We start from the raw sequence: 22706 nt of genomic DNA, 5'->3' as shown, positions 1-22706 counted from the left end.
TTGTAGCGTGAACAGAAATTCTTAACCCCTGCCCCAAAAATACTAGTACCCCCATCATTAAATACTAGCACCCCTACCCCAAGATAAATTTTAAGTTTATCTGGAGTCGGGGTTTCGGCGTTTGAGTACAACCTTAATCAATCCAATAAATCCAATCAGCATTGGGTTTTGTATCGAGTTGGATGTCACCTGATATAAGCATAAAAATAGCAGATGACTCTTTTACCAGATAGACATTACCGATGCAACAGTCTTTAGACAGTATTAGCAATCCCCCAAGTACCAAAACGCAGGATTCTGCCCATACATCCATGCTGAAAAATCTCCTCTCTGGCGTTTTTTTTGAGCCATTATTGAGTGATTTTCGCATTATTTTTGAGCGCGATCCAGCCGCCCGGAATTGGCTAGAAGTGGTGTTTTGCTACCCTGGATTGCACGCGCTATGTTTGCATCGTCTTGCTCACTGGTTACATGGTCGAGGAGTCGGTTTTATCCCCCGTTTAATTTCTCATTTGGGGCGATTTTTGACCGGTATTGAAATTCACCCAGGTGCAGAGATTGGACAAGGCGTGTTTATCGACCACGGAATGGGAGTAGTTATTGGCGAAACTGCGATCGTCGGCGACTACACACTGATTTACCAGGGCGTTACCCTTGGCGGAACTGGTAAAGAAACTGGTAAGCGTCATCCCACAGTCGGCAAAAATGCAGTGATTGGAGCGGGTGCAAAAGTTTTGGGTAATCTGCAAATTGGCGATCGCGTCCGTATTGGTGCAGGTTCCATTGTCTTACAAAATGTCCCCAGCGACTCCACAGTTGTGGGAATTCCCGGCCGAATCATTTCTCGCAACGAAAGCGGCGTCAGCCTTTCTCCCTTAGAACATGGAAAGCTACCCGATGTGGAAGCAACCGTGATTCGTTCTTTGCTCTCGCGCATCGAGCAACTCGAAAAACAACTGCAAACTTTAAAAGTCAAGAGTCATTAGTCATTGGTCATTTGCAAATGACAAAGGACAACTGACAAATGACAACTGACAAAGGACAAAGGACAAATGACAAATCACATTTTGCAGATTCCTTTGAGCGATCGCTGGCGAATCTATCACCGATTGCAAGAGTTAAAAATTAATTGCTCTTGTCCCCCTGATGGTTCTTTACGGGTGCAAGTGAACAATTTGCTAGAAGTAATTCTAATTCGTAGTACAGTTATGCAACTTCTTGCTTGTCGTCACGAATTATTAGAGTGGCTAGAGCGTTGCTGGCATTACAGTGATGAGTCATGATTATTTCAAAAAGACCTAATTCAGAGACGATTAATCTTGAATTCATGACGCAAGTACTGGACTTTATCCTTTTTGTTCATAGATGCACAAAGCTCGAATAGGTTTAGAAGTTGAAGCTACTGTCCGCTAGCAGAATTTGTTGCAGACTGAGATGGATTAGATGGGGTTTAGATTTTGTATAGTCTACTAAATCTGAAATTTCCCTGACATATAGCAACAATTAAAAATACGAAATTCTCAAACAAAGATTGGAGTTTCTTATTTTTAACCTTTTCCCAAATTAAGAAATTGAAAGTTCGATTATGGCGACTCGTAATAGAGATATAAAACTCCTCAATTTTTTGCACAATGAACTTGAACTTTCAAATGCTGATATTGCTGTAGCTCTGCGACACCGTGAATTAGAAAATGGCCCACTACCGATGCTCCTCTGGCAGTATGGTTTTGTTGACTTGGAGCAGCTAGGAAAAATTTTTGATTGGCTAGCAGACCAGAGTTAGCTAATTTGTACCCTTCAGCTTTGAGTCCCATTACCTGCCTAAATTACACACCAATGCTCTAGAAAAAATGAGGTTACGAAGATGATTACATCCTTAATTGCTGGATTTTGTGTATTACTTTGTTCAGGATTTGCTAATAGTTATATTAGCTCATTGCTACTCGAAGACATTTCAACTGACATCGGTAAAAACGATTAGTAAATTATACATTGATTTAGTTCCCTGTCATACAGATGTGATGCTACTAATGGGGCAATAATTAAGGATCATGTATCCTACATTATGAATTGTGATATTTTTAGCATTTACCATCACTAGGGATTGTAGAGAGAAAGGATATTAAGAATACTTCCAAGAGAGGGATATTTGCAATGAATCAAATCATAATTAATGACACTACACTACGTGATGGTGAACAAGCAGCAGGTGTTGCTTTTACCCTAGAAGAAAAAGTTGCGATCGCTAAATTTCTCGATGCCATTGGTATCCCGGAATTAGAAGTGGGTATACCGGCAATGGGCGACGAAGAAACCCGTGCGATCGCCGCAATTTCTAACTTAGGTTTACAAGCAAAACTCTTGGGCTGGAACCGCGCTGTCATCTCAGATATCAAGGCTTCCATCGCCTGTGGTTTGAATCGGGTGCATATTGCCATTCCCGTCTCTGGTATCCAAATTGCCACTAAATTTCATGGTCAGTGGCGAGTAAGTTTGCAAAAACTCAAAGACTCAATCCACTTCGCCCTCGATCAAGGTCTTTGGGTAGCAGTCGGCGGAGAAGATTCTTCCAGGGCTGATGAAAACTTCCTCTTAGATGTAGCACTTTATGCTCAAGAGTGGGGTGCATCCCGCTTCCGCTTCTGCGACACAGTAGGAGTTCTCGACCCCTTCACCACCTACACCAAAGTCCAAAGGCTGGTTTCCGCGTTGACGATTCCCCTAGAAATCCACACGCATAATGATTTTGGTCTGGCAACTGCCAACGCCCTTGCGGGTATCAAAGCCGGAGCTTCATCAGTGAATACCACAGTCAACGGATTGGGTGAACGGGCAGGAAATGCAGCATTAGAAGAAGTAGTCATGGCGATCAAACGCATCTACGGCGTTGATTTGGGCATTGACACACCCAGCTTGCTGGAACTGTCTCAACTAGTTGCAGCCGCATCAGGAGCCGATGTACCACCCTGGAAAGCGATCGTTGGCGAAAATACCTTTGCTCACGAATCTGGCATCCATGCTCACGGGGTATTGCAAAATCCCATCACTTATGAACCATTTGCACCCGAAGAAGTCGGTTGGGAACGGCGTTTAGTAGTAGGTAAACATTCTGGACGGCATTTAGTTGCTAACTTGCTAGAACAGCATGGAATTTTCTTGAACTCTCAAGAAACCCAATCTGTTTTAGACGCAGTGCGCCATCAATCGGTACAGAAAAAACGCAGTTTGACGACAGAAGAACTGTTGAATTTGGTCAGAGAACAGAGGTACTCTCATGCAACGCGATGAATTAGAACTAAACTTGCCACCCGCTTTTGAAATTGGTGAAAAAGTCAGAGTTCGTAAACTGCTAAAAAACGATGGTACCTTTCCCGGTAAGGAAGTCGGCCAAGTTTTGGTAAACAAGGGAGATATCGGTTACATAGCGAGTATAGGCACATATTTGCAGACTTCCTATATATATGCTGTGCATTTCTTGGAAACAGGGTTTGTCGTCGGCTGCAAGAAAAAAGAACTAGAATCGGTTGAGGAATCTCATGAAAGTAATGCTACGGATGAATGATGCCGGCACTTTAGTAGTTTACGTTGCTAAAAAAGACCTAGAAGAAGAAGTCGTCAAACAAACTGATGGAAGTGATGGCAAGATTCTCACCCTAGCAAATGGTTGGGAATTAGAATTTCGTGATTTGCCAGATACAGCAAATTTACCTCAAACAGTAGAAGCTAAACGCCTCGCTTAAAAAATGGGGAGTAAAGAAGGGAATAGGTTATAGGTTACAGGGTACAGATTATTCCCTATAACCTGTTACCTGTTACCTGTTACCTGTCACCTCTCCCCTCTCCCCCAATCCCCAATAACTTTTTATCAATCATGGGTAATAAGTATTTAACGTTATCAGAATTGAATCTTGAGGGACAGTTACTAGGTTTTGTTGGTGGTGAACCAGGAAAATATAAATACTTGCAATTGGCAGTTCCATCTGGAGATGTGGAAATTAAACTGCCTAAAGAGTTACGTCGTTTACTAAGTTCATCCTTAGTTCCTGGTCAGCAACTTCGCATTTGTGGTCATAGTAAGATAGACTCACGCACAAGTAAAATAAAAATTAAAGCCTATCGAGTGACACCAATTGATGGGTGTCCAAAGCAAGATTTACTACCTCAAATTAAAGCGAGGATTATGGTATGTCAAAAGTCAGGTTGCCTGAAACGTGGTGGTAAAGGGTTATTATCAGAATTAGAAAAAACTTTGTGCGATCGCGGTTTGTTAGACAAAGTTACTATTGAACATACTGGTTGCCAAAAATGCTGTGGCAGCGCCCCCAACTGTGTTTTACACCTTGGTAAAAAGAAATACAAGAATATTCATCCTGATGCGATCGCATCTTTGCTAGAAAGTCATTTAACTTCAGAGTAATAAGCTTTTCTAGCTTTTCTTAAAATAATACACAAATTTGTAGGGGTAAAATTTTTACCCTTATTTTTTATTAGTATCCCTTGTCAAAACCTATAGCGGTTCCCACTCAGATGCGGTGTAAAACAATATCGCAAGGTGTAGTAGTCTGTCAAATTCATTTTGACGGTTAGAGAGACGCGATAAATCGCCGTCTCTACTCTTAATTTATCCATCAATTATTTATTGACGGACTAGTAGGGGCAATTCATGCCCCTACGGGTGTACCTCACGTGAACGAGAACCACTATAGATACTATGAAAATTATCAAATCCTTGAAATTAGAGCCAGCATTTCAATAAATGACTATGATGCTGAAATTTTATCCCCCGTCTGCTTGGAAAAATTAGGTTCCACAATGTTTGGAAAGTTCTCAAAATTACGTCGCACCCAATCCATGCCTACTTCATTATTGAGTTTAATTTTTTGAGGCATATTTGGATAAATTTTTCCTAATATATCTGCATCTTGATTTACTACCACCTCCCCAAACTTTAGATATTGGCTACCAAATATCTTAAATATAGGATGCTTGGCTTGACCAAATAATAAAATATAAGTCCGTGTACGATTAGCACCTTCTGGCACAAATATATGGCACTGTGCGGCTTTACCTAATGGCATTTCTCCATGAAAAATTATCAGAGATGGAAAGTGATTTTCTAGATGTGCTTGAATATTCTTGGGCAGTAATAGTAAATCAGGTTTTTTGAGCTTTTCTAGCAAGCTGTAAGGTGCTGTGGGCAAATCATAAAAAGCATGGGAATTATGACCGTTATCAATAAATTGATGAAATTCTATATCGGTAATCCGAAACAATTCTCGGTGAGTACCGTTTTGATGATTGTAGTCGTGCATATTCAGCAGCATCGTCAGCATTGAAGTATCTATAGTTCTATCTGCTGTATGTCCAATCAAGTAGTATGTTTTAGCAATCTCATTTAGGACTGTGGGAATAGGTATTTTTGGATCATATCCACCATAAGACCAAATAAAATCCCCTTGAATTATTAGCTCTAATGATTTGAGTTGCGGCAATGTTTTCTTGTTCGTTCCAGGTAAAACAGTGCAGCCTGAACCATCAAATTTCAAGGCATGAAACGGGCAGACCACGGCACTCTTACCATCAGTTTCTGTTTCGCACCAGCCTTCTGACAACATTGCTCCCATGTGTGGACAGGCATTGGGCAAAGCATATATAGCTTCGGTAGAATCTTTCCACATCACATAGTCATCACCATACAAGGAAATTTTTCGAGGTTGGTTAACTGCCAACATCGACTTGTGAAGCAACAGCCAGGGCGCACCAGGAAGCATAGATTCCATGATCTTCTCCGCTAGTTATAAAATTGTGAAAAATCCGTCGTCTTTTTAAGATATGACAGAAGATTCACATTCGTCAAGCAGTTTACGTCGTCAACCCAAACAACAACGAGGAAAAGAACGAGTTGAAAAAATCTTGGATGCGGCAGCAGCAGTGTTTGATCAAGTGGGTTATGAAGCTGCAACTACCCATTTAATTGCAGCAAAAGCAGGAACAGCAATCGGTTCTTTGTATCAGTTTTTTCCTGATAAAGCTGCTATTTTTCAGGCGATGGAGTTACGCCATGTTGAGCGGGTAAAGCAGATGTGGGCACAGGCGAACACACCAAAAATTGTCCAGTTACCACTGCGTCAAATGATTCATGCTCTTGTTAACTCTGTAGCACAAATATTTGAGCAGCCAGTTTCACGGGTTGTATTTGTGCAGTTTTTCATGGCACGAGAAATTTTCCAGTCCATTGATGAAAGCATGACCCAAGAAGCAATTAACTTTACGGCAAATATCTTGAAACAGCGAAACTCAAAATTAAGTGAAGCACAGTGCAGCTTGCTGGCAGAAGTTTGTGTTCACAGCAGCAATGCTGTCATGTTATCGGCACTTCGCAACCCAGATCAACAACATAGGCAACGACTGACCCAAGCTATTGAAGATTTGCTCGTTTCATATTTAGAACCCCATATTGGAGATAATCTGTTGGGAAATGTAATGAAAGTAATGAAATGCTTACATTGTCAATCACAGCGATTATCTAAAAATGGTTATCGCCGAGGGAAGCAGTGCTATCTTTGTAAGGACTGTGGAAAACAATTTGTGTAAACTTGTCGGTCATCGGTAGGCTAATTTTTTATTAAGATAAAAATAACTCTGCATTCTCGTAGTTGTTATGAGCCTTACCACTGCTAAACGCTTTACTGTAGCTGAATATCACCGTCTAGCTGAACTCGGCTTCTTTGAGGAGAATGACCGAGTAGAGCTAATTAAGGGTGAAATAATGCAGATGGAAGCAAAAGGTACACCGCACTCTGTTTGTGAAACACGCCTAGAACGAGAATTATATAAGCTAGTAGGCGATCGCGCAACCCTGCGAGGACAACAACCAATTACTTTATCTAACAACAGTGAGCCTGAACCAGATAGAGTAATTGCAAAAAATAGAGATGATGACTATCTAGCGAATCATCCCAGCCCATCTGATATTTTACTCTTAATTGAGATTGCCGATTCATCCTTAAAATATGACCAAGAGGAAAAGCTACCTATTTATGTAAAAGCAGGTATTTCTGATTATTGGATATTTAATTTAGTAGATAATTATCTTGAGTGCTACAGCGAACCTTATCAAAGTTTGCAAGTTAAATTTGGTTATCGTCGCAAGTTGATTTATCTACCAAATGAATCAGTTAATCTGCCCTTTTTTCCTGATTTAGTTGTGGATTTATTTAAGGTATTTCCAGGTTAAGATATAAGGTGCTAAGTCTAAGAAAAAGCAACTGCGGGTCTATCCTCTATTCCATTTATAATATGTAGCTTCTATCTGCCGGAGACTTCCCAAGGATTAATAATAGAAATATCACACCCTTCAAAGTCAGAGAAATTACGCGTTGCTATAGTTGCTGCATGAGTGTAACAAATAGCTGCAATCTGAGCATCAGCTTGGGAAATAGGAGTCCCATTGTGTCTTCTTTGAGACGCAATATTAGCAAAAGCTATAGCAGCAGCTTGATCAAAAGGAAGAACACGCCCAGCAAAATCTTCTGAGAACATCAGTTGTGCTGCTTGACTAAGTTTATCTCGTCGTTTTCCCGTAGGGAGTAAGGCAATACCATAGAGAATTTCTGCTTGAGTAATTGTTGTGGTAAATAGACTCATTAAAGATTGTTGAGCAGCCCAACTACGAACTATTTCAGACTTTTTAGGCTTCATTAATTCTGACAAAACGTTTGTATCAAGAATAATCATTCTTCAAACGTTGATACGGTGCGAATAGGTTCTCTAGGAATTTCCGGTAATTCAAAGTCTCCCAAATTTGCAAAACGCTGCTCAATCATATTAGCTAAGTTTAAGGGCTGTTCGTGATTTTCTATTAGAGCCATACGAAGAATTTCTCTGGCTTCTTCTTCGAGAGAACGACCATGTTTTTCGGCTCGTTTTTGTAGACGATAGTTGATGTCATCATCAAGGTTAGATATAGTAATATTGTTCATAATTAATTCCTCATCTTGTTTTTCAAATCAATCCTTCTAACGCGTGTTGTAAATCATTTGTCACATCAGCAACAGCTTGTCTAGCACCCAAACGATTTTCCTTATACGCCGAGTAACGCTCAGAAATTGATATGGGTTCACCCACAGTTATTTTTACTTTTTGCTTACCCAACTGTGGACGCTGTGCAGTTTTATTCCCTTTGATTTTAGCAATCATTTGCCATAAAATTAAAGTTGTCTCAGCAAACCTTTCTGCTGTAGGATTTTCACGAATATAATTACCAGAAACAGCCACAAAACTTTCTACTAAACGCATGTGCCACATCCGTGCATTCGCTTCTTCGGCAACGCGATCGCCTAAAGCTCTTTCAACAGCAGATACTCCTTTTACATCCTTAAATTCTTCTCTAAATATATAATTCCAACCTGCTTGTTCTACTCGCCGACAACGGTCACTCAAACTACCTTTTGACTGTAAATTAAAATACTGCTCAGATATTAACAACGCTGCATTCAACAAAGCTTGTAGACGAACTGCTAACGCCTCGTTTCTATCGGGAATTTGCCCGTTGACAATCTTCGCATCTGGCAGTTTTTGATGATAAAACCGGGTGTAAAATTCTTCCATTAGCAAAAGTAAATGTTCTGCCAAAGCCAACAACCGGGGATAAAGCGACTCTATAGAAGCATTTTCTGCTGAATTCACAGGTAAACCACTAGCCGCTTCCAATTCACTTAAAAGATTCGCGATCGCACCCCAAGGAGCATCAACGTAACTATATTTAATCCCAACTGGTACAATTAGAACCTGTTCGGGGCGTTCAGCTTTGTGCAAGTCTTCAGCACACCAGAAGCCTAATTGGGCAATTCCGGGTTCCAGCGGGCTAATATTCTCCGATAAACCATTGGTTGCACCCTCTGGCGCAGCCGCCATCGGGAATTTCCCATTGGCGAACAAGTCACGCGCCGAACGTAACCCCGTCCAATCAGCTTTACCTCGCTGAATTGGAGTCCCACCTAAATGAGAAGCAATCCAGCCAACATGGGAACCTGCCCATAGAGGAATGCCGCGATCGTAGATAAAATGAGCGTGAATGGGATGTTGTAGTGTTGTACCTTGCGATCGCGCTACCTTTGGTACAAGTTGAGATAGCAAGTAAGCTAAACAAAACGGATCGTCTGTTTTCGGATGGCGAAAAGCCAGCATAAAACGGATCTTACCCTCCTGAAACTGGCGATAGAGATCCACCAGAACCTCTACGTTGTCTGCTTCAATTTGGGTAATAGATGTTTTCCAGTTTATCCAACTGGGTAGCAATAGATTGACGACTCGTAGTAATAAAGGGTTAAACGCCGGAGGAATAAATTCTAAGGGTGCTTGTGCTTGATAAATTACATCTGCCAAGGTAGTTTCTCCTAAAGATGCTGTGATTTCTTTTAAGCTATCTTAGCTGCTGTAATATCTCCTGACGATTGAAGTCCCAGATACACAGACAAAACGTGCCTAAGTAGGTTCTTCTAATCAAGTACACCTACGCAGACTTATAGAGTATTTTCTGCTGCGATATGGAGATTTAGCAGCATTTGTAAATTTTAATAACAGGATAGACTCAAGCTAAATCCTGGCAATACATCTTCACCCGATAATTGTGTGGGCAGATTTCGCACTTCTACATCTTGGTTTTGGCGATAAATTTCCACTTGCTGCTGTTGGGGGTTAATTAACCATGCTAATTGCACCCCTGTATCCATATATTCCTGCATTTTGGAACGCAACATTTGCAAATCATCTGTTGCTGACCTTAATTTAATGACAAAATCGGGTGCAATGGGGGGAAATTTCCGTCTTTGTTCAGGTGTAAGTGCTTGCCAACGTTCTCGTTGAATCCAAGCGGCATCTGGGGAACGGTCAGCACCATTAGGTAATTTGAATTGTTGTAAGCTGTTACGCAGCTAGATTGTATAATATTAGATTAAGTAATTAATTTAGTATCAGCCATCTATGCCAGCAAAAAATCATCTTTCCCAAGAGCAGAAGGAAAGGCTACTAAAAACGCTAAAAGAGCATGAAAATCCCTACGTAAGAGAAAAGATTCTGATTTTATTATTAATGAATGATGGAAAAACTTATCAAGAGATTAGTAAGTTTTTAGATATTGCATATCCAACAGTAGCATATTGGGCAGTTCACGGCGATCCAGATAACCTAGAAAGTTTTTTAGATGGAAGAAGAGAAGGGAACTTCCGCAAAGTTACCAAAGAATATGAGGATTTATTATTAGAAATAATTGAAAAAGAGCCACTAGAGTATGGGTATGAATTTGGTCGTTGGACAGCAGCAAGACTAGCTACATACCTCGAAAAGATAACAGGAATTAAGTTAAGTGGTTCACAAGTTGGGAGAATATTAGAGCGAAAAAAAGTACGTTTACCTTTGGGCAAAATACAGCCTAGAGGACAAACAGAATCCTGAAATGCGTAAGGCATTTAAAGAAAAATTGTCAGAATACTTAAGAATAACAAAGGAAGCCCCAGAGCGTTTACAGGTATGGTTTTGGGATGAGAGTGGATTTAGTTTAAGAGTGATAAGAAGAAAAAACTGGGGTAAGAAAGGTACAAGGAAACAAATCACAGGTCAAAGAAGAAGAGGAAGAGTAAATATTATGGGAGGGTTACGTTATCACGACAAGAAGAGAATGAATTTTGTGATTAAAAAGGAAATGCCGATGTATTTTATGAGCAGCTTCAATCTTTGAATAATTTTCTATTGCAAGAATGGATAGAGCAAGGAAATAGAATTGAGACTTTCAATAAATGTTCTGCGAAAATAGTGATTATCTTAGATAATGCCAGCTTCCATAAAAGAAAAGATATTTTAGTTCGTATCAAGGCAGAAATGCCAAATATTATCCTGGAATTTCTACCACCTTATAGTCCAGATTATAATTTGATTGAATTGGTTTGGCATTCAGCAAAAGAATATATAGCTCATAGATTGTTCGAGTCAGTATCACAGCTAGAAGAGTTGTTAAATAAATTGTTAAATGAAGGAGGTCTTATTATTAAATGGGAACGCAAAATTAAAAATAAAGGTAATGCTGTTTATTAAATTTAGCTGCGTAACAGCTTAGAAGAACTGAAAGTATAACCCAGGCTAGTTTGCCGATTCCAGATTCCCAGATCGATAATTAAATCTGCTTCTCGATTGCCGCTTTCACCTCCAACGGGGGACATGATGATTAATTCTCCCTTGGCAGTGCGTTCAAATTTCAATTCGCGGTTATTTTGACATAAGTGATAAAATTGTTCGTCACTAAAGTGAACGGTGTCTAGTTTTAATGTCAAAGGACTCATAACCTAGACCTAAATTAGTTGGAAAGATTATATCACAATACAGTTCAGAATGAGCAACAAAACACTTGTAGAGACGGCGATTTATCGCGTCTCGAAAACCCAAAATTGTTATCAGTAGCCTTTAACTGAACCGTATTGGTTTATAAACAAATTAAAGATTCTAGAAAGGGAGTAAACGATGCGACTTTCACAAATGTTATTTGTTACACTGCGGGATGATCCAGCTGATGCTGAGATTCCCAGTCATAAATTATTACTCCGTGCAGGTTACATTCGTCGCATCGGTAGTGGTCTTTATGCTTATTTGCCGCTAATGTGGCGGGTATTGCAAAAAGTTTCCCAGATTGTGCGGGAAGAAATGAACGCTACAGGCGCACAAGAATGTCTTTTGCCACAATTACAACCGGCTGATTTATGGAAGGAATCAGGACGCTGGGACACTTACACCAAAGCTGAGGGGATTATGTTTTCCCTAATTGACCGCCGTGAGCAACAATTAGGATTAGGCCCAACTCATGAAGAAGTAATCACAGCGATCGCTCGTGATATGATTCGCTCTTATCGCCAGCTACCACTACACCTCTACCAAATTCAAACCAAGTTCCGCGATGAAATTCGTCCCCGCTTTGGTTTGATGCGCGGACGAGAATTTATCATGAAGGACGGCTACTCTTTCCATACCGATGAAGCCAGCCTCAAAGAAACTTACCAGGATATGTATAAAGCCTACAGCAATATTCTGCGACGTTCTGGTTTAGCTTTTCGCGCAGTGGAAGCCGATTCTGGTGCGATTGGTGGTTCTGGTTCCACTGAATTTATGATTTTAGCGGAAGCTGGTGAAGACGAAGTTCTCTACACTGAGGATGGTAAATACGCCGCTAACGTAGAAAAGGCTGTTTCTTTACCAATTGACGCTGAAACCTCACGGTTTACAACTTACGAAAAACGGGATACACCTGGAACAGAGACGATTGAAAAGGTCTGTCAACTCCTCAACTGTTCTCCCACTCAATTGCTGAAAAACGTCCTTTATCAAACCGTTTATGATAATGGTATAACGGTGTTAGTTCTGGTGAGCATCAGAGGCGATCAGGAAGTTAATGAAGTCAAGTTGCAAAATGAACTGACTAAATTAGCTTCTGAATATGGTGCTAAAACTATTATTAGTTTGAATGTACCAAATGTAGAAGCACAGCAAGCATGGACAGCTAAATCTCTACCTTTAGGCTACATTGCGCCAGACATCGCAGACGAGTATATTGCCGCCAATAAACAGATCCATCCCAAGTTTTTGCGCTTGGTGGATCAAACAGCCGTTGATTTAAAAAACTTTGTTACAGGGGCGAATGAAGCTGGCTATCACGTAGTTGGCGCTAATTGGGGTGAGCAATTTCCACTACCAAATGGTATAGTAGATATACGAAAGGCAAGACCAGGCGATCGCGCCATCCATAACCCAGAACAAACCTTACAAAGCGCCCGTGGAATTGAAGCAGGTCACATCTTCCAATTAGGCACTGAATATTCCCAAGCGATGGGTGCAACTTATACCAATGAACAGGGTGAAGAAAAGCCGCTATTTATGGGTTGTTTTGGTGTGGGTGTATCACGACTAGCACAAGCTGCCGTCGAGCAATCTTACGATAAAGATGGGATTATTTGGCCAGTTGCGATCGCACCTTATCACGCGATCATCACAATTCCCAACATAAAGGATGCTCAACAAATCGAAAGCGCTCAAAAACTTTACACAGAACTCAATCAAGCCGGAATTGAAACCCTACTTGATGACCGCGACGAACGGGCGGGAGTGAAATTTAAAGATGCTGACTTGATTGGCATACCTTATAGAATTGTAACCGGACGTGCGATCGCCAATGGCAAAGTTGAAGTTGTAGAAAGAGCAACCCGCAAATCTCAAGAAATAGTCATAGAGGAAGTGACAACTACACTCAAACAGTGGATTACTGCCGCCATCCAGGTAAAAAATTAAACGCTTAACCTACGCAGAGGACTCAATATTTTACTTTGCGTTCCTCTGCGTTGTAAATTTAATCTTCAATCATCTCCAAAAAGAATGAGATTTACATAATTTGGTAGGTGACGGATTAGAAATAGAAATCCTAAAATTGAATTAGGGACTTGCAGAATTGAAAGGCATAAAGTCTCCTCCAGGTAGTGGGAAACTCTTCAGTTATAAGTATCGTCCTTAACCAGGCTGCTCCTCACATAACTACCATATCAGCCCTAGTCAGGAAGGTTTTGAACATGAAAGACCAACAAGGATCTAATCGTATTTCTTCAGGCGTAATTGCAGCCGTCTCAGCGGTGGTTGTAGCGGTAGGTGGCGGTGTGGCTTGGTTTACTTCACAATCTGGCAATACTCCCACACCGTCAAACCCCTCTGGGCGAATCGCTCAACCAGCACAGCCATCAACTAGGCAGCCAGCTAACGAGCAAACCCCTAATGTTTATTGGCTCAGATCAAATGACAAAAATGTTGCTTTGGTTCCCCAACCTGTGAAAGTAGCTTCTATAAGACCAAATCAGCCTTTAGAATCAGCTTTTCAAAGTTTGTTAGCAGGCCCAACAGAAGGAACAGATTCAACAACCATCCCCAAAGGAACCAAGCTGTTGGGGTTGAAGACAGAAAATGATGAAGTTCACGTTAATTTATCTGAAGATTTTACCAGCGGTGGTGGTAGCACCTCAATGATGGGTCGCGTGGGACAAGTTGTTTACACTGCGACAAGTTTAAATCCCAAAGCCAAAGTATACATTGACGTAAACGGCAAACCGTTAGATGTTTTAGGCGGTGAGGGTGTAGAGTTACAACAACCACTAACTCGTGAAAGCTTTCAGAAAAATTATCCGCTTTAGTCATTGGTCATTAGTCATTGGTCATTGGTTTTTCACAAATGACAAATGACAACTGACAAAGGACAAAGGACAAAAGACCTAACGTTTGCTATTTAACACACGAAAATTACGGGCTTGCTCCTCTAACCTTGTGGCGAGGCGATCGCAAACCCGATTACACAACTCAAAAATCATTTGATCTTCCACCCGGTAATAGGCGCAAGTTCCTTCACTGCGGCGGCTAAGGATACCTGCTTGCCACATTACCTTCAGGTGTTTTGACACATTTGCCTGAGAAGTCTGTGTTGCCTCTACCAACTCTTGCACGCATTTTTCTTCATCCCGTAATAAGTGGAGCAGCCGCAGGCGCATTGGCTCACTTAACAGACTGAAGTATTCAGCTACTTGTTGCACCACTTCTGGTGGTAAAGGCAACGTTTGTTTCATCAGGATTAACCCGCAAAGACTGAAAGTTTTAACAATTACTCACTTGATATATACATTAATACTTAATCAGGGTTAATTCGCATCAAAGGTTGACCATATTCTACAGGGTCACCATTTTGGAGAAGAATTTCCATCACCTGTCCAGAGACTTCGGCTTCAATTTCATTCATCAGCTTCATGGCCTCAATGATACAGACTGTTTGACCTTTGCGGACGCGATCGCCCACTTCCACAAATGCTGCTTCCCCAGGTGCGGGAGCGCGATAAAACGTTCCCACCATTGGGGAAGGCACTTCTACTAATCTCTGGTCAATGGTTGAGGGAGGATTTACTGACAACTGCAATTGTGTGCTAGTACCAGTATTTTCAAACACGCGAGATGTGGACACCTCCGTTACCTGACTGGCGTTCAACTGGTTCCCCCCAGATGAACCCGATGTCAAGCCCGAACCTACCACACTGCCTAAAGTCCCTTGACCTACCGACAACATCTGATTGCTGAGGCTCACAGCCTTACGGACTGTTAGTTCAAAATCATCGCTTTTGAGCGTGACTTCTGCAATATCTGTTTGTGCGATAGTTGCCAGTAATTGGCGAATTTCATTAAAGTCCAATGGCACAGTTTTTATTACCTCGACCTATCCGTAAATGAGCATCTTAAGTGTGGCAGGGATTTAATCCCTATATAGGGATTTCAATCGGGACTTGCATCTCCGTAGAGATGAAAGTTATTCCCTGCTGATATATTTATCTTCCTGAGTGTCAACTTTGATGCGTTCTCCTTGAGAAATAAACAAAGGAACCATCACAATTGCACCAGTTTCCAGAGTTGCTGGTTTTGAGCCACCTGTAGCAGTGTCACCTTTTAAACCTGGATCTGTTTGTACAATTTCCAGAACCACAGACTTAGGCAATTCTACTCCTAGAACCTGCTCACCCCATTTAATAACTTCAGCTTCCATACCTTCCTTAAGGTACTTGACGCGATCGCCAATTTGCTCGCGGGTCAATCTGCCTTCTTCGTAGGTTTCCATATCCATAAAGACGAACTCATCGCCCTCTTTATAGGTATGCTGCATCGTGCTTTTTTCTAGAGTGGCTTGCGGCACTGTTTCCCCTGCGCGGAACGTTTTTTCCATAACGCTCCCACTCTGGACATTTTTTAGCTTAGTGCGTACAAAGGCAGAACCTTTACCTGGCTTGACGTGTAGGAATTCAAGCACTCGCCATACAGACCCATCCAATACAATTGAAACACCGGGTCGAAAGTCGTTACTGGAGATCATGAAACTTTCAAATTTTGGAAGACAATCGGCATTTATTGTACCCTTCTAGGGTCGTCATTGGGCATTTGTCATTAGTTAGTTGTCATTTGTCATTTGTCATTTGTCATTTATCCTCCGCCCTTAACGTGGGAAGATTATTTATGGGTTACGTCCAGTCAACAATTTAATGCTGCATTTGAGTTATCCCATGCTTAACTTATTAAAATCCTGGCTGAAGAACAGCCTAATAGCAATACTGCTGGTGACAATATTTTTAGGCATAACTACAGCTGGGTGGACTCCCTCCAGTAGCGCCGCACTGCCATCGGGCAATGCAATTACCGACGGTAAGGCTTTGTTGCGGTATGCACTCCCGATAGATAACAAACCTGTGCGGCAACTACAAGCCAGTTTAGAGGACATCTCTGCCCAACTGCGGGCGAATCGACGTTGGGGTGCTATTTCCAAAGACATTAGCCAAGCATCCCGCATTCTCGATAAACCTTCCCAAATCTTAACAAGCGTTCCCGAAGAACGCCAACCCCAAGCCGAAGCTTGGATTACCGAGTTGAAATCTGGGGTGGGTAAGTTGCAAGAATTGGCGAACAGCAAAGATAAAGAACAAATTCTGCAAGAGAGAACTAAACTGCTAAATCTCGTTACTCTTCTAGAAGAGTCAATGGTGAAACAATTCCCCTTTGAAGTGCCTGCCCAGTACAGCAACCTGCCGCAGCTTAAAGGTCGTGCCACTATAGAATTGAAAACTAACAAAGGCGATTTAACCTTTGTAGTAGACGGTTATAGCGCCCCTGTGACTGCCGGGAATTTTGTAGATTTGGTACAGAGGGGTTTTTATAATGGCTTAGAATTTACCCGTTCTGAAGAATCTTACTTTCTCCAAACTGGAGATCCTGCTGGAAAAGACGTAGGTTTCATTGATCCAAAAACGGGCAAATATCGCGCCATCCCCTTAGAAGTCTTAGTTGAGGGCGATAAAGAACCTACCTATGGCATTACTCTAGAAGAAGCTGGTCGTTACGTTGATATGCCAGTTCTGCCTTTTTCTGCCTTTGGTGCAGTGGTAATGGCTCGTCCCGAAAGTGAAGTAAATGGCGGTTCATCACAATTTTTCTTCTTTTTGTTTGAACCAGAACTCACTCCCGCCGGACGCAACCTATTGGATGGTCGTTATGCCGTTTTTGGCTATCTCACCGAAGGCAAAGAAGTTTTGGATAAACTGAAGGCTGGTGACAAAATCGAATCGGCAAAAGTGGTTAAGGGAATAGAAAATCTGGTTGAGCCGCAAGCTGCATAAAAAGACACAGGGGCAGGAGAAGAATCTTGTACAGACGCGATTAATCGCGTCTCCCCTGATTCAGATTCCCGGCAGTGAATATTTGATCAACTACGATCCTTAATTCTGGAAAAGTTCGTGATAAAATTTCTTGGTTGGCAGTAATAACTGTTTCTTCGTACAATCCATCTTCCAGTAGTAACACTGAAACTTTTGTTGCCAGTGGGTCTACAATCCAATATTCAGGAACCTCTAAGGCTGCATATTCTGAGCGTTTATAACGATAGTCCCGTTTTACCGACTCTGGACTGACTACCTCGACAATTAGTAACGGTGGTGACTCAAATACTGCTGAAGCATTCAACAATTCTCTAGCTTGTTCCAGTGTCACTACACACAAATCAGTTAACCTAGATTTATTTCTACCCGTTCTCACCCCACTTTCACGAAAACAAAGCCAAGTAGAGTTACAACGTTTGATTTCTGCTTTCAAGGCAGTATCCAAAAAATCGACAATCAGGAAATGTTCAATAGTAGGTGGATTCATTAACTCTAGCTTCCCATCCACCAATTCATAATGAAAATCGCTACCATCATCATAGGTTAAGTACTCCTCAAATGTGATGCTGGTTACTGGTGTTGTTACCATGCCAACTGACTCCTAGACGATACCCTTATCTTAAACAGTAAAGTAAATCATCAGTTTTCTTCGTAATTTTGCAACACGGAAAACCGATTGTGAACAGTGAGTTATCTTCTCAACAAGTAAAAGACATTGGCGAACAAGGTCTTTTAGAAAGATTACAGCGCTTCTGTCCTCCAGAAATTATCGGCGATGATGCAGCAGTACTTGAGACTGCACTAGGGCAATCTTTGGTAGTGACTACAGATGTACTGGTTGATGGCGTGCATTTTAGTAACCTCACCACTTCCCCAGAAGATGCTGGTTGGCGAGCTGCTGCTGCCAATTTATCAGATTTAGCAGCAATGGGTGCTTCTCCATTAGGAATCACTGTCGGGTTAGGACTACCCAGTGAACTTAGGGTTAGTTGGGTAGAACGCTTGTACCAGGGAATGACAGAATGCCTGCAAAAATACAATACTCCAATTGTCGGGGGTGATGTCGTGCGATCGCCTGTAACTACTCTGGCAATTACTGCTTTTGGTCAAGTTAACCCTAGTCAAATTATCCGCCGTTCTGCTGCCGTTATTGGAAATGCGATCGTCGTTACAGGCGTTCATGGAGCCTCCCACGCTGGCTTAGAACTCCTCTTGCATCCCGAATTAGAACAAAACCTCAAAGATGCAGAACGCACGGCTCTAATCCTCGCACACCAACGCCCACAGCCACGATTCGATGTCTTACCAATCCTCTGGAAAATCTTAACTCCTAACTCCCAACTCTCCATTGCTGGTATGGATAGCAGCGATGGTTTGGCAGATGCAATTATCCAAATTTGCCGCGCCAGTGGCGTTGGCGCTGTCTTAGAACGCAGACAAATTTCCGTACCAAAAACTTTTAACCATTGGTTGCCACCAGAGCAAGCGCTAAAATATGCTTTATACGGTGGCGAAGACTTTGAATTAGTGCTGTGCTTACCACAAGAATTAGCATCAGCCTTAGTGCAACATCTTGGAGAAGGTGCTGCGATCGTGGGCAGTATTACACCCGGATCAACAGTATTATTGCACGACGAACAAAAAAAATTCCCTGACCAAGTTCTGAATCTTAGTCAGGGATTTCAACATTTTGGTCAATAGTCCTTTGTCCTTTATCATTCTTCCAATGATTAATGACAAATGACCAATGACAAATGACAAATTATTGCCACTTCTGGGCTACTAATTCTGCCAAATCCAAGACTCGTTGGCTGTAACCCCATTCGTTGTCATACCACGCCATAACTTTTACTAAGTCATTGCCCATAACCAAAGTTAAGTTTGCATCAACAATCGAAGAAGCATCGCTACCTTGATAATCGGAAGATACCAATTCTAGTTCGCTATAGTCTAAAATGCCTTTAAGTGGGCCTTCGGCAGCGTCCTTGAGAGCTTGGTTAACTTCTTCAGTAATAGTACGCTTCTCAACCTGAACTACGAAATCTACCATTGAGACGTTCGGGGTAGGTACGCGCAAGGCAACGCCATTTAGCTTGCCTCTAAGGTCTGGGATAACCAGTGCCACTGCTTTTGCTGCACCAGTAGAGGTGGGTACAATGTTTATCGCTGCTGCCCTCGCCCGTCGCAAATCCCGGTGAGAAGCGTCTAGCAAGCGTTGATCACCTGTATAGCTGTGGGTGGTGGTCATCGTACCTTTAATGATGCCGAACTTATCGTTCAATACCTTGGCGATTGGTGCCAAGCAGTTGGTAGTACAGCTAGCGTTACTGATAATGTGGTGTTTGTTGTGGTCATAGTCATGATGATTCACACCAACCACAAAAGTACCATCCTCGTTTTTACCAGGAGCGGTAATCAGAACTTTCTTGGCTCCAGCATTTACGTGCTTGAGCGCTCCTTCTTTGCTAGTAAATACCCCGGTTGCTTCGATAATTAGGTCAATTCCCCAATCTTTCCAGGGCAAGTTTTCTGGGTTGCGATCGGATACGCACTTAATGGTCTTACCGTTAACGATGATAGAGTTATCATCGGCACTAATCTCAGCACCTTTAATCTTCCCTAGCATTGAGTCATACTTGAGCAGGTGAGCATTAGTTCTAGGGTCTGAAGTGTCATTAATAGCGACAAGATCGATTTGACTGTTCTCTCTACCCACCCAGCAACGCGCAAAGTTACGTCCAATCCGCCCGAAACCGTTGATTGCAACTCTAATCACAGTGTCTTGCCCTCTGTATTTATGCTTATATGTTGATATCGTTGACCCCAATCATATCGCAAAGGGGGGGGGCACTTTTAACCATAAAGTGTTAGATCAATAAAAAAACACATAATTTATTCAGATTTGTTCGAGTAGAGATTGTTGTTAGTGATATATGATCTGACCGATTCCGGTACTAAATAACGAATTGACTGGCGTTCGCGGCAAAATTTGCGAATTAGACTTGACGAAACTCCTACTAAAGGTATATTCAAGAGTTGCCAGTGAATGGTATGTAACTGCTCCCTGAGTTGCTCCTCCACTTGCTTGCAGATTAATTTGCTTTGAGTTATAGTCTCACCACCTAGCAGTCGGGGTGCGATTAACCAATCACACATTTGTGCTAGTTCGTGTCCACGGTACCAACGGGGTAAAGTTTGGAAGGTATCCAAGCCCACAATCCAGTACCAGTGAGTATTTGGGTAACAAGCAGATAAGTCAATCAGGGTGTTAATGGCATAGGAAGTCCCAGAGCGATTTGTCTCCACTAGTGAGACAGTAAACCCTGGGTTATCTTTTGTAGCTAATTGCAGCATTTGCACACGATGCTCAAACAAAGCTGCTTCTTTGTGAGGAGGATTTAGGGATGGTACCCAAATTACCTTTTCAAGGGATACTTGATGCAAAGCTGTCTCGGCTACGAGCAGGTGTCCCCAATGAATTGGATCAAATGTGCCACCAAAAATTGCGAGTTGCTGCATCCAGTTATGCCTGGGTTTTATGCAATTGAAAAATAGTTTCATTACCAATGTACTATTGTACTCAATTCACGCCTAGACTTGATGCAATTTCAAATCAGTTTCACTAAACAATGTATTATGTAGCCAATTCCAGTAAGATAGCCAAAAATATGTATTTGACATTACAAGAATTTCTTTCCCGATGCAGCCAAAATTTTCAGAATAATCTTAAGAACAGTTCAGAAATAGCAAAAACCTCTAACCAAGGTAAAATCATTCTGAACAAGGAAAACCAGAGCGGGAACATCATCTGGGCATCAAATATAAACATGATATAGGAGCAGTTACGGTAAAAATCAAATTCCTGTTATGATACGCGTGTCATTTGTGATTATGGTGTGGTGTGGTGTAAGAGGAGTAATAAATGACTAATTCTGTAGATTTTAGTGGTAGACCATTTCATTTCATTGGCATCGGTGGTATAGGTATGTCTGCTCTGGCATACGTTCTTGCAAAGCGTCAATTTCCAGTATCAGGTTCGGATCTTCGTCCTAACCACATTACGCACAAGTTGGAATCTATCGGTGCTCATATTTTTGGTAAACAAGAGGCAAGCAATCTTGAATTCTTTTACCCTCAGGTATTGGCTAATCCAGTAGTATTAAATTCACAAGAACCATTATCTGCTGATACTAAGTCAAAACTGCCTCAAGTCATTTGTTCAACAGCAATTAACACTAATAATTTAGAATACAAAGCAGCACTGGAATTAGGTTGTCCAGTTTTACATCGCTCAGATGTACTAGCAGCTTTAATTGCCGATTACTACAGTGTTGCAGTGGCAGGAACACACGGCAAAACTACAACCAGTAGCATGATTGGCTATATGCTTCTAGAAGCTGGTCTAGACCCGACGATTTTGGTCGGTGGCGAAGTCAATGCTTGGGAAGGTAATGCTCGATTGGGACAAAGCCAATATTTGGTAGCCGAAGCAGATGAATCAGATGGTTCTCTGGTAAAACACGCTCCCGAAATTGGGATCATCACCAATATTGAACTCGATCACCCTGACCACTACGATACATTAGAAGAAGTTATTGACATCTTCCAGACATTTGCTAAGGGTTGTAAAACGTTAATAGGTAGCATTGACTGTGCGACAGTGCGCGATCGCTTACAACCTACTATTACCTACAGCTTACATTCAGATACCGACGCTGATTACACCGTCACTAATATTGATTATCGTGCTGATGGCACCACAGCTTTAGTTTGGGAAAGAGGCAAAGCTTTGGGCGTGTTGAAGTTGCGGTTGCTTAGTCGGCACAATCTCAGTAATGCCTTAGCAGCGGTGGCTGTTGGTCGCGCTTTGGGCTTAGAATTTGGAGAAATTGCCAAAGGTATCGCCACCTTTGAAGGAGCAAGACGCCGCTTTGAATTCCGAGGTGAAGTCAATGGCATTACCTTCATCGATGACTATGCTCATCACCCCAGCGAGATTCGCGCTACTCTCGCCGCAGCACGTTTACAGGCAAGACCAGGGCAAAGAGTAGTTGCTATCTTTCAACCCCATCGCTATAGCCGGACACTGACCTTTTTAGAAGAATTTGCCGAGTCCTTTACCCATGCTGATTTGGTTGTACTGACTGATATTTACAGTGCAGGCGAACCCAATTTAGGGCAAATTAGTGGTGAACATCTAACAGCGGAAATTGCTAAACAGCATTCGCAGGTAATTTATCAACCAACTTTACCCTCAGTATGTGAGTACTTGCTACAAACACTACGCCCAGGAGATTTGGCGCTGTTTTTGGGCGCTGGGAACTTGAATCAGGTGATTCCTGAAGTAATTACGACACTTTGTGAGCCTGCTAAAGCCACATCCTAAATGGAGACTTTGCGAAGTTTTATTTCTGAGCAAAGTACCCCTTTAGCAACGGTTTCATT

At 41.9% G+C, this 22706-nt stretch carries 24 protein-coding genes and 3 pseudogenes; 15 read left to right on the top strand and 12 right to left on the bottom strand.

All coding sequences use genetic code 11. The features are described from left to right. Positions 1 to 242: 242 nt before the first annotated feature. From cysE to HUN01_RS22755, 7 genes are all read left to right on the top strand, one after another. A complete protein-coding gene (cysE, locus tag HUN01_RS22785; protein ID WP_181928105.1) occupies positions 243 to 986 on the top strand; it encodes a serine O-acetyltransferase in 744 nt (247 codons plus the stop codon). 66 nt (positions 987 to 1052) lie between these two features. Continuing rightward, on the top strand, positions 1053 to 1283 hold the full coding sequence (locus tag HUN01_RS22780) for an Asr1405/Asl0597 family protein (protein WP_181928104.1): 231 nt from the start codon (positions 1053 to 1055) through the stop codon (positions 1281 to 1283). A 302-nt stretch (positions 1284 to 1585) separates the two neighbouring features. Beyond that, a complete protein-coding gene (locus HUN01_RS22775) occupies positions 1586 to 1783 on the top strand; it encodes a DUF2949 domain-containing protein (RefSeq protein WP_094349915.1) in 198 nt (65 codons plus the stop codon). Between the two features lie 371 nt (positions 1784 to 2154). Then, on the top strand, positions 2155 to 3288 hold the full coding sequence (gene nifV, locus HUN01_RS22770) for a homocitrate synthase (RefSeq protein ID WP_181928103.1): 1134 nt from the start codon (positions 2155 to 2157) through the stop codon (positions 3286 to 3288). After that, on the top strand, positions 3275 to 3562 hold the full coding sequence (locus tag HUN01_RS22765) for a nitrogen fixation protein NifZ (protein ID WP_069070441.1): 288 nt from the start codon (positions 3275 to 3277) through the stop codon (positions 3560 to 3562). Before nifV ends, HUN01_RS22765 begins: the two co-directional genes overlap by 14 nt. Next, complete coding sequence (gene nifT / locus HUN01_RS22760) at positions 3537 to 3740, top strand: putative nitrogen fixation protein NifT (protein WP_181928102.1); 204 nt, start codon at positions 3537 to 3539, stop codon at positions 3738 to 3740. The genes HUN01_RS22765 and nifT overlap by 26 nt, the downstream gene beginning before the upstream one ends. Positions 3741 to 3871: 131 nt before the next feature. After that, positions 3872 to 4417, top strand: coding sequence for a (2Fe-2S) ferredoxin domain-containing protein (locus HUN01_RS22755; RefSeq protein WP_181928101.1), 546 nt, complete (start codon positions 3872 to 3874; stop codon positions 4415 to 4417). 343 nt (positions 4418 to 4760) lie between these two features. Here the strand turns inward: HUN01_RS22755 and HUN01_RS22750 are convergent, their stop codons facing one another. After that, complete coding sequence (locus tag HUN01_RS22750) at positions 4761 to 5771, bottom strand: Rieske 2Fe-2S domain-containing protein (protein WP_203219559.1); 1011 nt, start codon at positions 5769 to 5771, stop codon at positions 4761 to 4763. A gap of 61 nt (positions 5772 to 5832) precedes the next feature. Here HUN01_RS22750 and HUN01_RS22745 point away from each other — a divergent pair, with 61 nt between their 5' ends. Continuing rightward, positions 5833 to 6594, top strand: coding sequence for a TetR/AcrR family transcriptional regulator (locus tag HUN01_RS22745; RefSeq protein ID WP_181928099.1), 762 nt, complete (start codon positions 5833 to 5835; stop codon positions 6592 to 6594). A 67-nt stretch (positions 6595 to 6661) separates the two neighbouring features. Beyond that, complete coding sequence (locus HUN01_RS22740; protein ID WP_181928098.1) at positions 6662 to 7237, top strand: Uma2 family endonuclease; 576 nt, start codon at positions 6662 to 6664, stop codon at positions 7235 to 7237. Between the two features lie 71 nt (positions 7238 to 7308). On the opposite strand, the gene HUN01_RS22735 is transcribed toward HUN01_RS22740, so the two are convergent. From HUN01_RS22735 to HUN01_RS22720, 4 genes and pseudogenes are all read right to left on the bottom strand, one after another. Further along, on the bottom strand, positions 7309 to 7737 hold the full coding sequence (locus HUN01_RS22735; protein ID WP_181928097.1) for a type II toxin-antitoxin system VapC family toxin: 429 nt from the start codon (positions 7735 to 7737) through the stop codon (positions 7309 to 7311). Next, the gene (locus HUN01_RS22730) at positions 7734 to 7982 is read right to left on the bottom strand and encodes a FitA-like ribbon-helix-helix domain-containing protein (protein WP_181928096.1); all 249 of its coding nucleotides are present in this window, start codon (positions 7980 to 7982) and stop codon (positions 7734 to 7736) included. Before HUN01_RS22730 ends, HUN01_RS22735 begins: the two co-directional genes overlap by 4 nt. A 22-nt stretch (positions 7983 to 8004) precedes the next feature. After that, positions 8005 to 9387, bottom strand: coding sequence for a lysophospholipid acyltransferase family protein (locus tag HUN01_RS22725; protein WP_181928095.1), 1383 nt, complete (start codon positions 9385 to 9387; stop codon positions 8005 to 8007). Between the two features lie 188 nt (positions 9388 to 9575). Further along, positions 9576 to 9914, bottom strand: a pseudogene (locus tag HUN01_RS22720) (Uma2 family endonuclease); the annotation flags it as partial. Between the two features lie 70 nt (positions 9915 to 9984). Between HUN01_RS22720 and HUN01_RS22715 the strand changes: the two are divergent. Then, a pseudogene (locus tag HUN01_RS22715) lies at positions 9985 to 11091 on the top strand (IS630 family transposase). Positions 11092 to 11099: 8 nt separating this feature from the next. Here HUN01_RS22715 and HUN01_RS22710 read toward each other — a convergent pair. Then, positions 11100 to 11336, bottom strand: a pseudogene (locus HUN01_RS22710) (Uma2 family endonuclease); the annotation flags it as partial. A 178-nt stretch (positions 11337 to 11514) separates the two neighbouring features. On the opposite strand from HUN01_RS22710, the gene HUN01_RS22705 reads away from it, so the two are divergent. Together HUN01_RS22705 and HUN01_RS22700 are read left to right on the top strand one after the other, a co-directional pair. Beyond that, on the top strand, positions 11515 to 13329 hold the full coding sequence (locus HUN01_RS22705; protein WP_181928094.1) for a proline--tRNA ligase: 1815 nt from the start codon (positions 11515 to 11517) through the stop codon (positions 13327 to 13329). 275 nt (positions 13330 to 13604) lie between these two features. Continuing rightward, positions 13605 to 14216 carry a GerMN domain-containing protein gene (locus HUN01_RS22700; protein ID WP_181928093.1) on the top strand — a complete coding sequence of 204 codons (612 nt, stop codon included), beginning with the start codon at positions 13605 to 13607 and terminating at the stop codon, positions 14214 to 14216. 78 nt (positions 14217 to 14294) lie between these two features. On the opposite strand, the gene HUN01_RS22695 is transcribed toward HUN01_RS22700, so the two are convergent. The 3 genes from HUN01_RS22695 to efp all read right to left on the bottom strand — a co-directional run bounded on the left by HUN01_RS22695 (position 14295) and on the right by efp (position 15928). Continuing rightward, positions 14295 to 14642: an ArsR/SmtB family transcription factor gene (locus HUN01_RS22695; protein ID WP_069070430.1), complete on the bottom strand. Its 348-nt coding sequence runs from the start codon at positions 14640 to 14642 to the stop codon at positions 14295 to 14297. Positions 14643 to 14704: 62 nt separating this feature from the next. Next, entirely contained in the window at positions 14705 to 15262 is a 558-nt protein-coding gene (accB, locus tag HUN01_RS22690; protein ID WP_181928092.1) for an acetyl-CoA carboxylase biotin carboxyl carrier protein, read from the bottom strand. 108 nt (positions 15263 to 15370) lie between these two features. Further along, on the bottom strand, positions 15371 to 15928 hold the full coding sequence (efp, locus tag HUN01_RS22685) for an elongation factor P (RefSeq protein WP_069070428.1): 558 nt from the start codon (positions 15926 to 15928) through the stop codon (positions 15371 to 15373). A gap of 187 nt (positions 15929 to 16115) precedes the next feature. Here efp and HUN01_RS22680 point away from each other — a divergent pair, with 187 nt between their 5' ends. Next, entirely contained in the window at positions 16116 to 17222 is a 1107-nt protein-coding gene (locus HUN01_RS22680) for a peptidylprolyl isomerase (RefSeq protein WP_181928091.1), read from the top strand. A 40-nt stretch (positions 17223 to 17262) separates the two neighbouring features. Here the strand turns inward: HUN01_RS22680 and HUN01_RS22675 are convergent, their stop codons facing one another. After that, on the bottom strand, positions 17263 to 17850 hold the full coding sequence (locus tag HUN01_RS22675) for a Uma2 family endonuclease (RefSeq protein ID WP_181928090.1): 588 nt from the start codon (positions 17848 to 17850) through the stop codon (positions 17263 to 17265). 89 nt (positions 17851 to 17939) lie between these two features. On the opposite strand from HUN01_RS22675, the gene thiL reads away from it, so the two are divergent. Beyond that, entirely contained in the window at positions 17940 to 18962 is a 1023-nt protein-coding gene (gene thiL, locus HUN01_RS22670; protein WP_181928089.1) for a thiamine-phosphate kinase, read from the top strand. Between the two features lie 61 nt (positions 18963 to 19023). On the opposite strand, the gene HUN01_RS22665 is transcribed toward thiL, so the two are convergent. Both HUN01_RS22665 and nadD read right to left on the bottom strand, forming a co-directional pair. Next, the gene (locus tag HUN01_RS22665) at positions 19024 to 20037 is read right to left on the bottom strand and encodes a type I glyceraldehyde-3-phosphate dehydrogenase (protein WP_181928088.1); all 1014 of its coding nucleotides are present in this window, start codon (positions 20035 to 20037) and stop codon (positions 19024 to 19026) included. Between the two features lie 116 nt (positions 20038 to 20153). Continuing rightward, the gene (gene nadD, locus HUN01_RS22660; RefSeq protein ID WP_181928087.1) at positions 20154 to 20780 is read right to left on the bottom strand and encodes a nicotinate (nicotinamide) nucleotide adenylyltransferase; all 627 of its coding nucleotides are present in this window, start codon (positions 20778 to 20780) and stop codon (positions 20154 to 20156) included. Between the two features lie 403 nt (positions 20781 to 21183). Between nadD and murC the strand changes: the two genes are divergently transcribed. After that, positions 21184 to 22647 carry a UDP-N-acetylmuramate--L-alanine ligase gene (gene murC / locus HUN01_RS22655; RefSeq protein ID WP_181928086.1) on the top strand — a complete coding sequence of 488 codons (1464 nt, stop codon included), beginning with the start codon at positions 21184 to 21186 and terminating at the stop codon, positions 22645 to 22647. Positions 22648 to 22706: the final 59 nt, after the last annotated feature.

Origin of the sequence: Nostoc edaphicum CCNP1411, from assembly GCF_014023275.1 — a bacterium.
Lineage (GTDB): Bacteria > Cyanobacteriota > Cyanobacteriia > Cyanobacteriales > Nostocaceae > Nostoc > Nostoc edaphicum_A.
Note: the sequence above shows the minus strand (reverse complement) of the source record. Positions and strands in the feature narration are given on the sequence as shown.

Excerpts from the sequence above, each read along its gene's own strand:
- HUN01_RS22680 (WP_181928091.1), top strand. The coding sequence starts at position 16,116 with ATGCTTAACTTATTAAAATCCTGGCTGAAGAACAGCCTAATAGCAATA.
- HUN01_RS22700 (WP_181928093.1), top strand. The coding sequence starts at position 13,605 with ATGAAAGACCAACAAGGATCTAATCGTATTTCTTCAGGCGTAATTGCA.
- HUN01_RS22775 (WP_094349915.1), top strand. The coding sequence starts at position 1,586 with ATGGCGACTCGTAATAGAGATATAAAACTCCTCAATTTTTTGCACAAT.
- nifT (WP_181928102.1), top strand. The coding sequence starts at position 3,537 with ATGAAAGTAATGCTACGGATGAATGATGCCGGCACTTTAGTAGTTTAC.
- murC (WP_181928086.1), top strand. The coding sequence starts at position 21,184 with ATGACTAATTCTGTAGATTTTAGTGGTAGACCATTTCATTTCATTGGC.
- efp (WP_069070428.1), bottom strand. The coding sequence starts at position 15,928 with ATGATCTCCAGTAACGACTTTCGACCCGGTGTTTCAATTGTATTGGAT.
- HUN01_RS22765 (WP_069070441.1), top strand. The coding sequence starts at position 3,275 with ATGCAACGCGATGAATTAGAACTAAACTTGCCACCCGCTTTTGAAATT.
- cysE (WP_181928105.1), top strand. The coding sequence starts at position 243 with ATGCAACAGTCTTTAGACAGTATTAGCAATCCCCCAAGTACCAAAACG.
- HUN01_RS22675 (WP_181928090.1), bottom strand. The coding sequence starts at position 17,850 with ATGGTAACAACACCAGTAACCAGCATCACATTTGAGGAGTACTTAACC.
- HUN01_RS22740 (WP_181928098.1), top strand. The coding sequence starts at position 6,662 with ATGAGCCTTACCACTGCTAAACGCTTTACTGTAGCTGAATATCACCGT.
- HUN01_RS22705 (WP_181928094.1), top strand. The coding sequence starts at position 11,515 with ATGCGACTTTCACAAATGTTATTTGTTACACTGCGGGATGATCCAGCT.
- HUN01_RS22730 (WP_181928096.1), bottom strand. The coding sequence starts at position 7,982 with ATGAACAATATTACTATATCTAACCTTGATGATGACATCAACTATCGT.
- nifV (WP_181928103.1), top strand. The coding sequence starts at position 2,155 with ATGAATCAAATCATAATTAATGACACTACACTACGTGATGGTGAACAA.
- HUN01_RS22750 (WP_203219559.1), bottom strand. The coding sequence starts at position 5,771 with ATGCTTCCTGGTGCGCCCTGGCTGTTGCTTCACAAGTCGATGTTGGCA.
- HUN01_RS22695 (WP_069070430.1), bottom strand. The coding sequence starts at position 14,642 with ATGAAACAAACGTTGCCTTTACCACCAGAAGTGGTGCAACAAGTAGCT.
- HUN01_RS22735 (WP_181928097.1), bottom strand. The coding sequence starts at position 7,737 with ATGATTATTCTTGATACAAACGTTTTGTCAGAATTAATGAAGCCTAAA.
- HUN01_RS22780 (WP_181928104.1), top strand. The coding sequence starts at position 1,053 with ATGACAAATCACATTTTGCAGATTCCTTTGAGCGATCGCTGGCGAATC.
- HUN01_RS22755 (WP_181928101.1), top strand. The coding sequence starts at position 3,872 with ATGGGTAATAAGTATTTAACGTTATCAGAATTGAATCTTGAGGGACAG.
- nadD (WP_181928087.1), bottom strand. The coding sequence starts at position 20,780 with ATGCAGCAACTCGCAATTTTTGGTGGCACATTTGATCCAATTCATTGG.
- HUN01_RS22745 (WP_181928099.1), top strand. The coding sequence starts at position 5,833 with ATGACAGAAGATTCACATTCGTCAAGCAGTTTACGTCGTCAACCCAAA.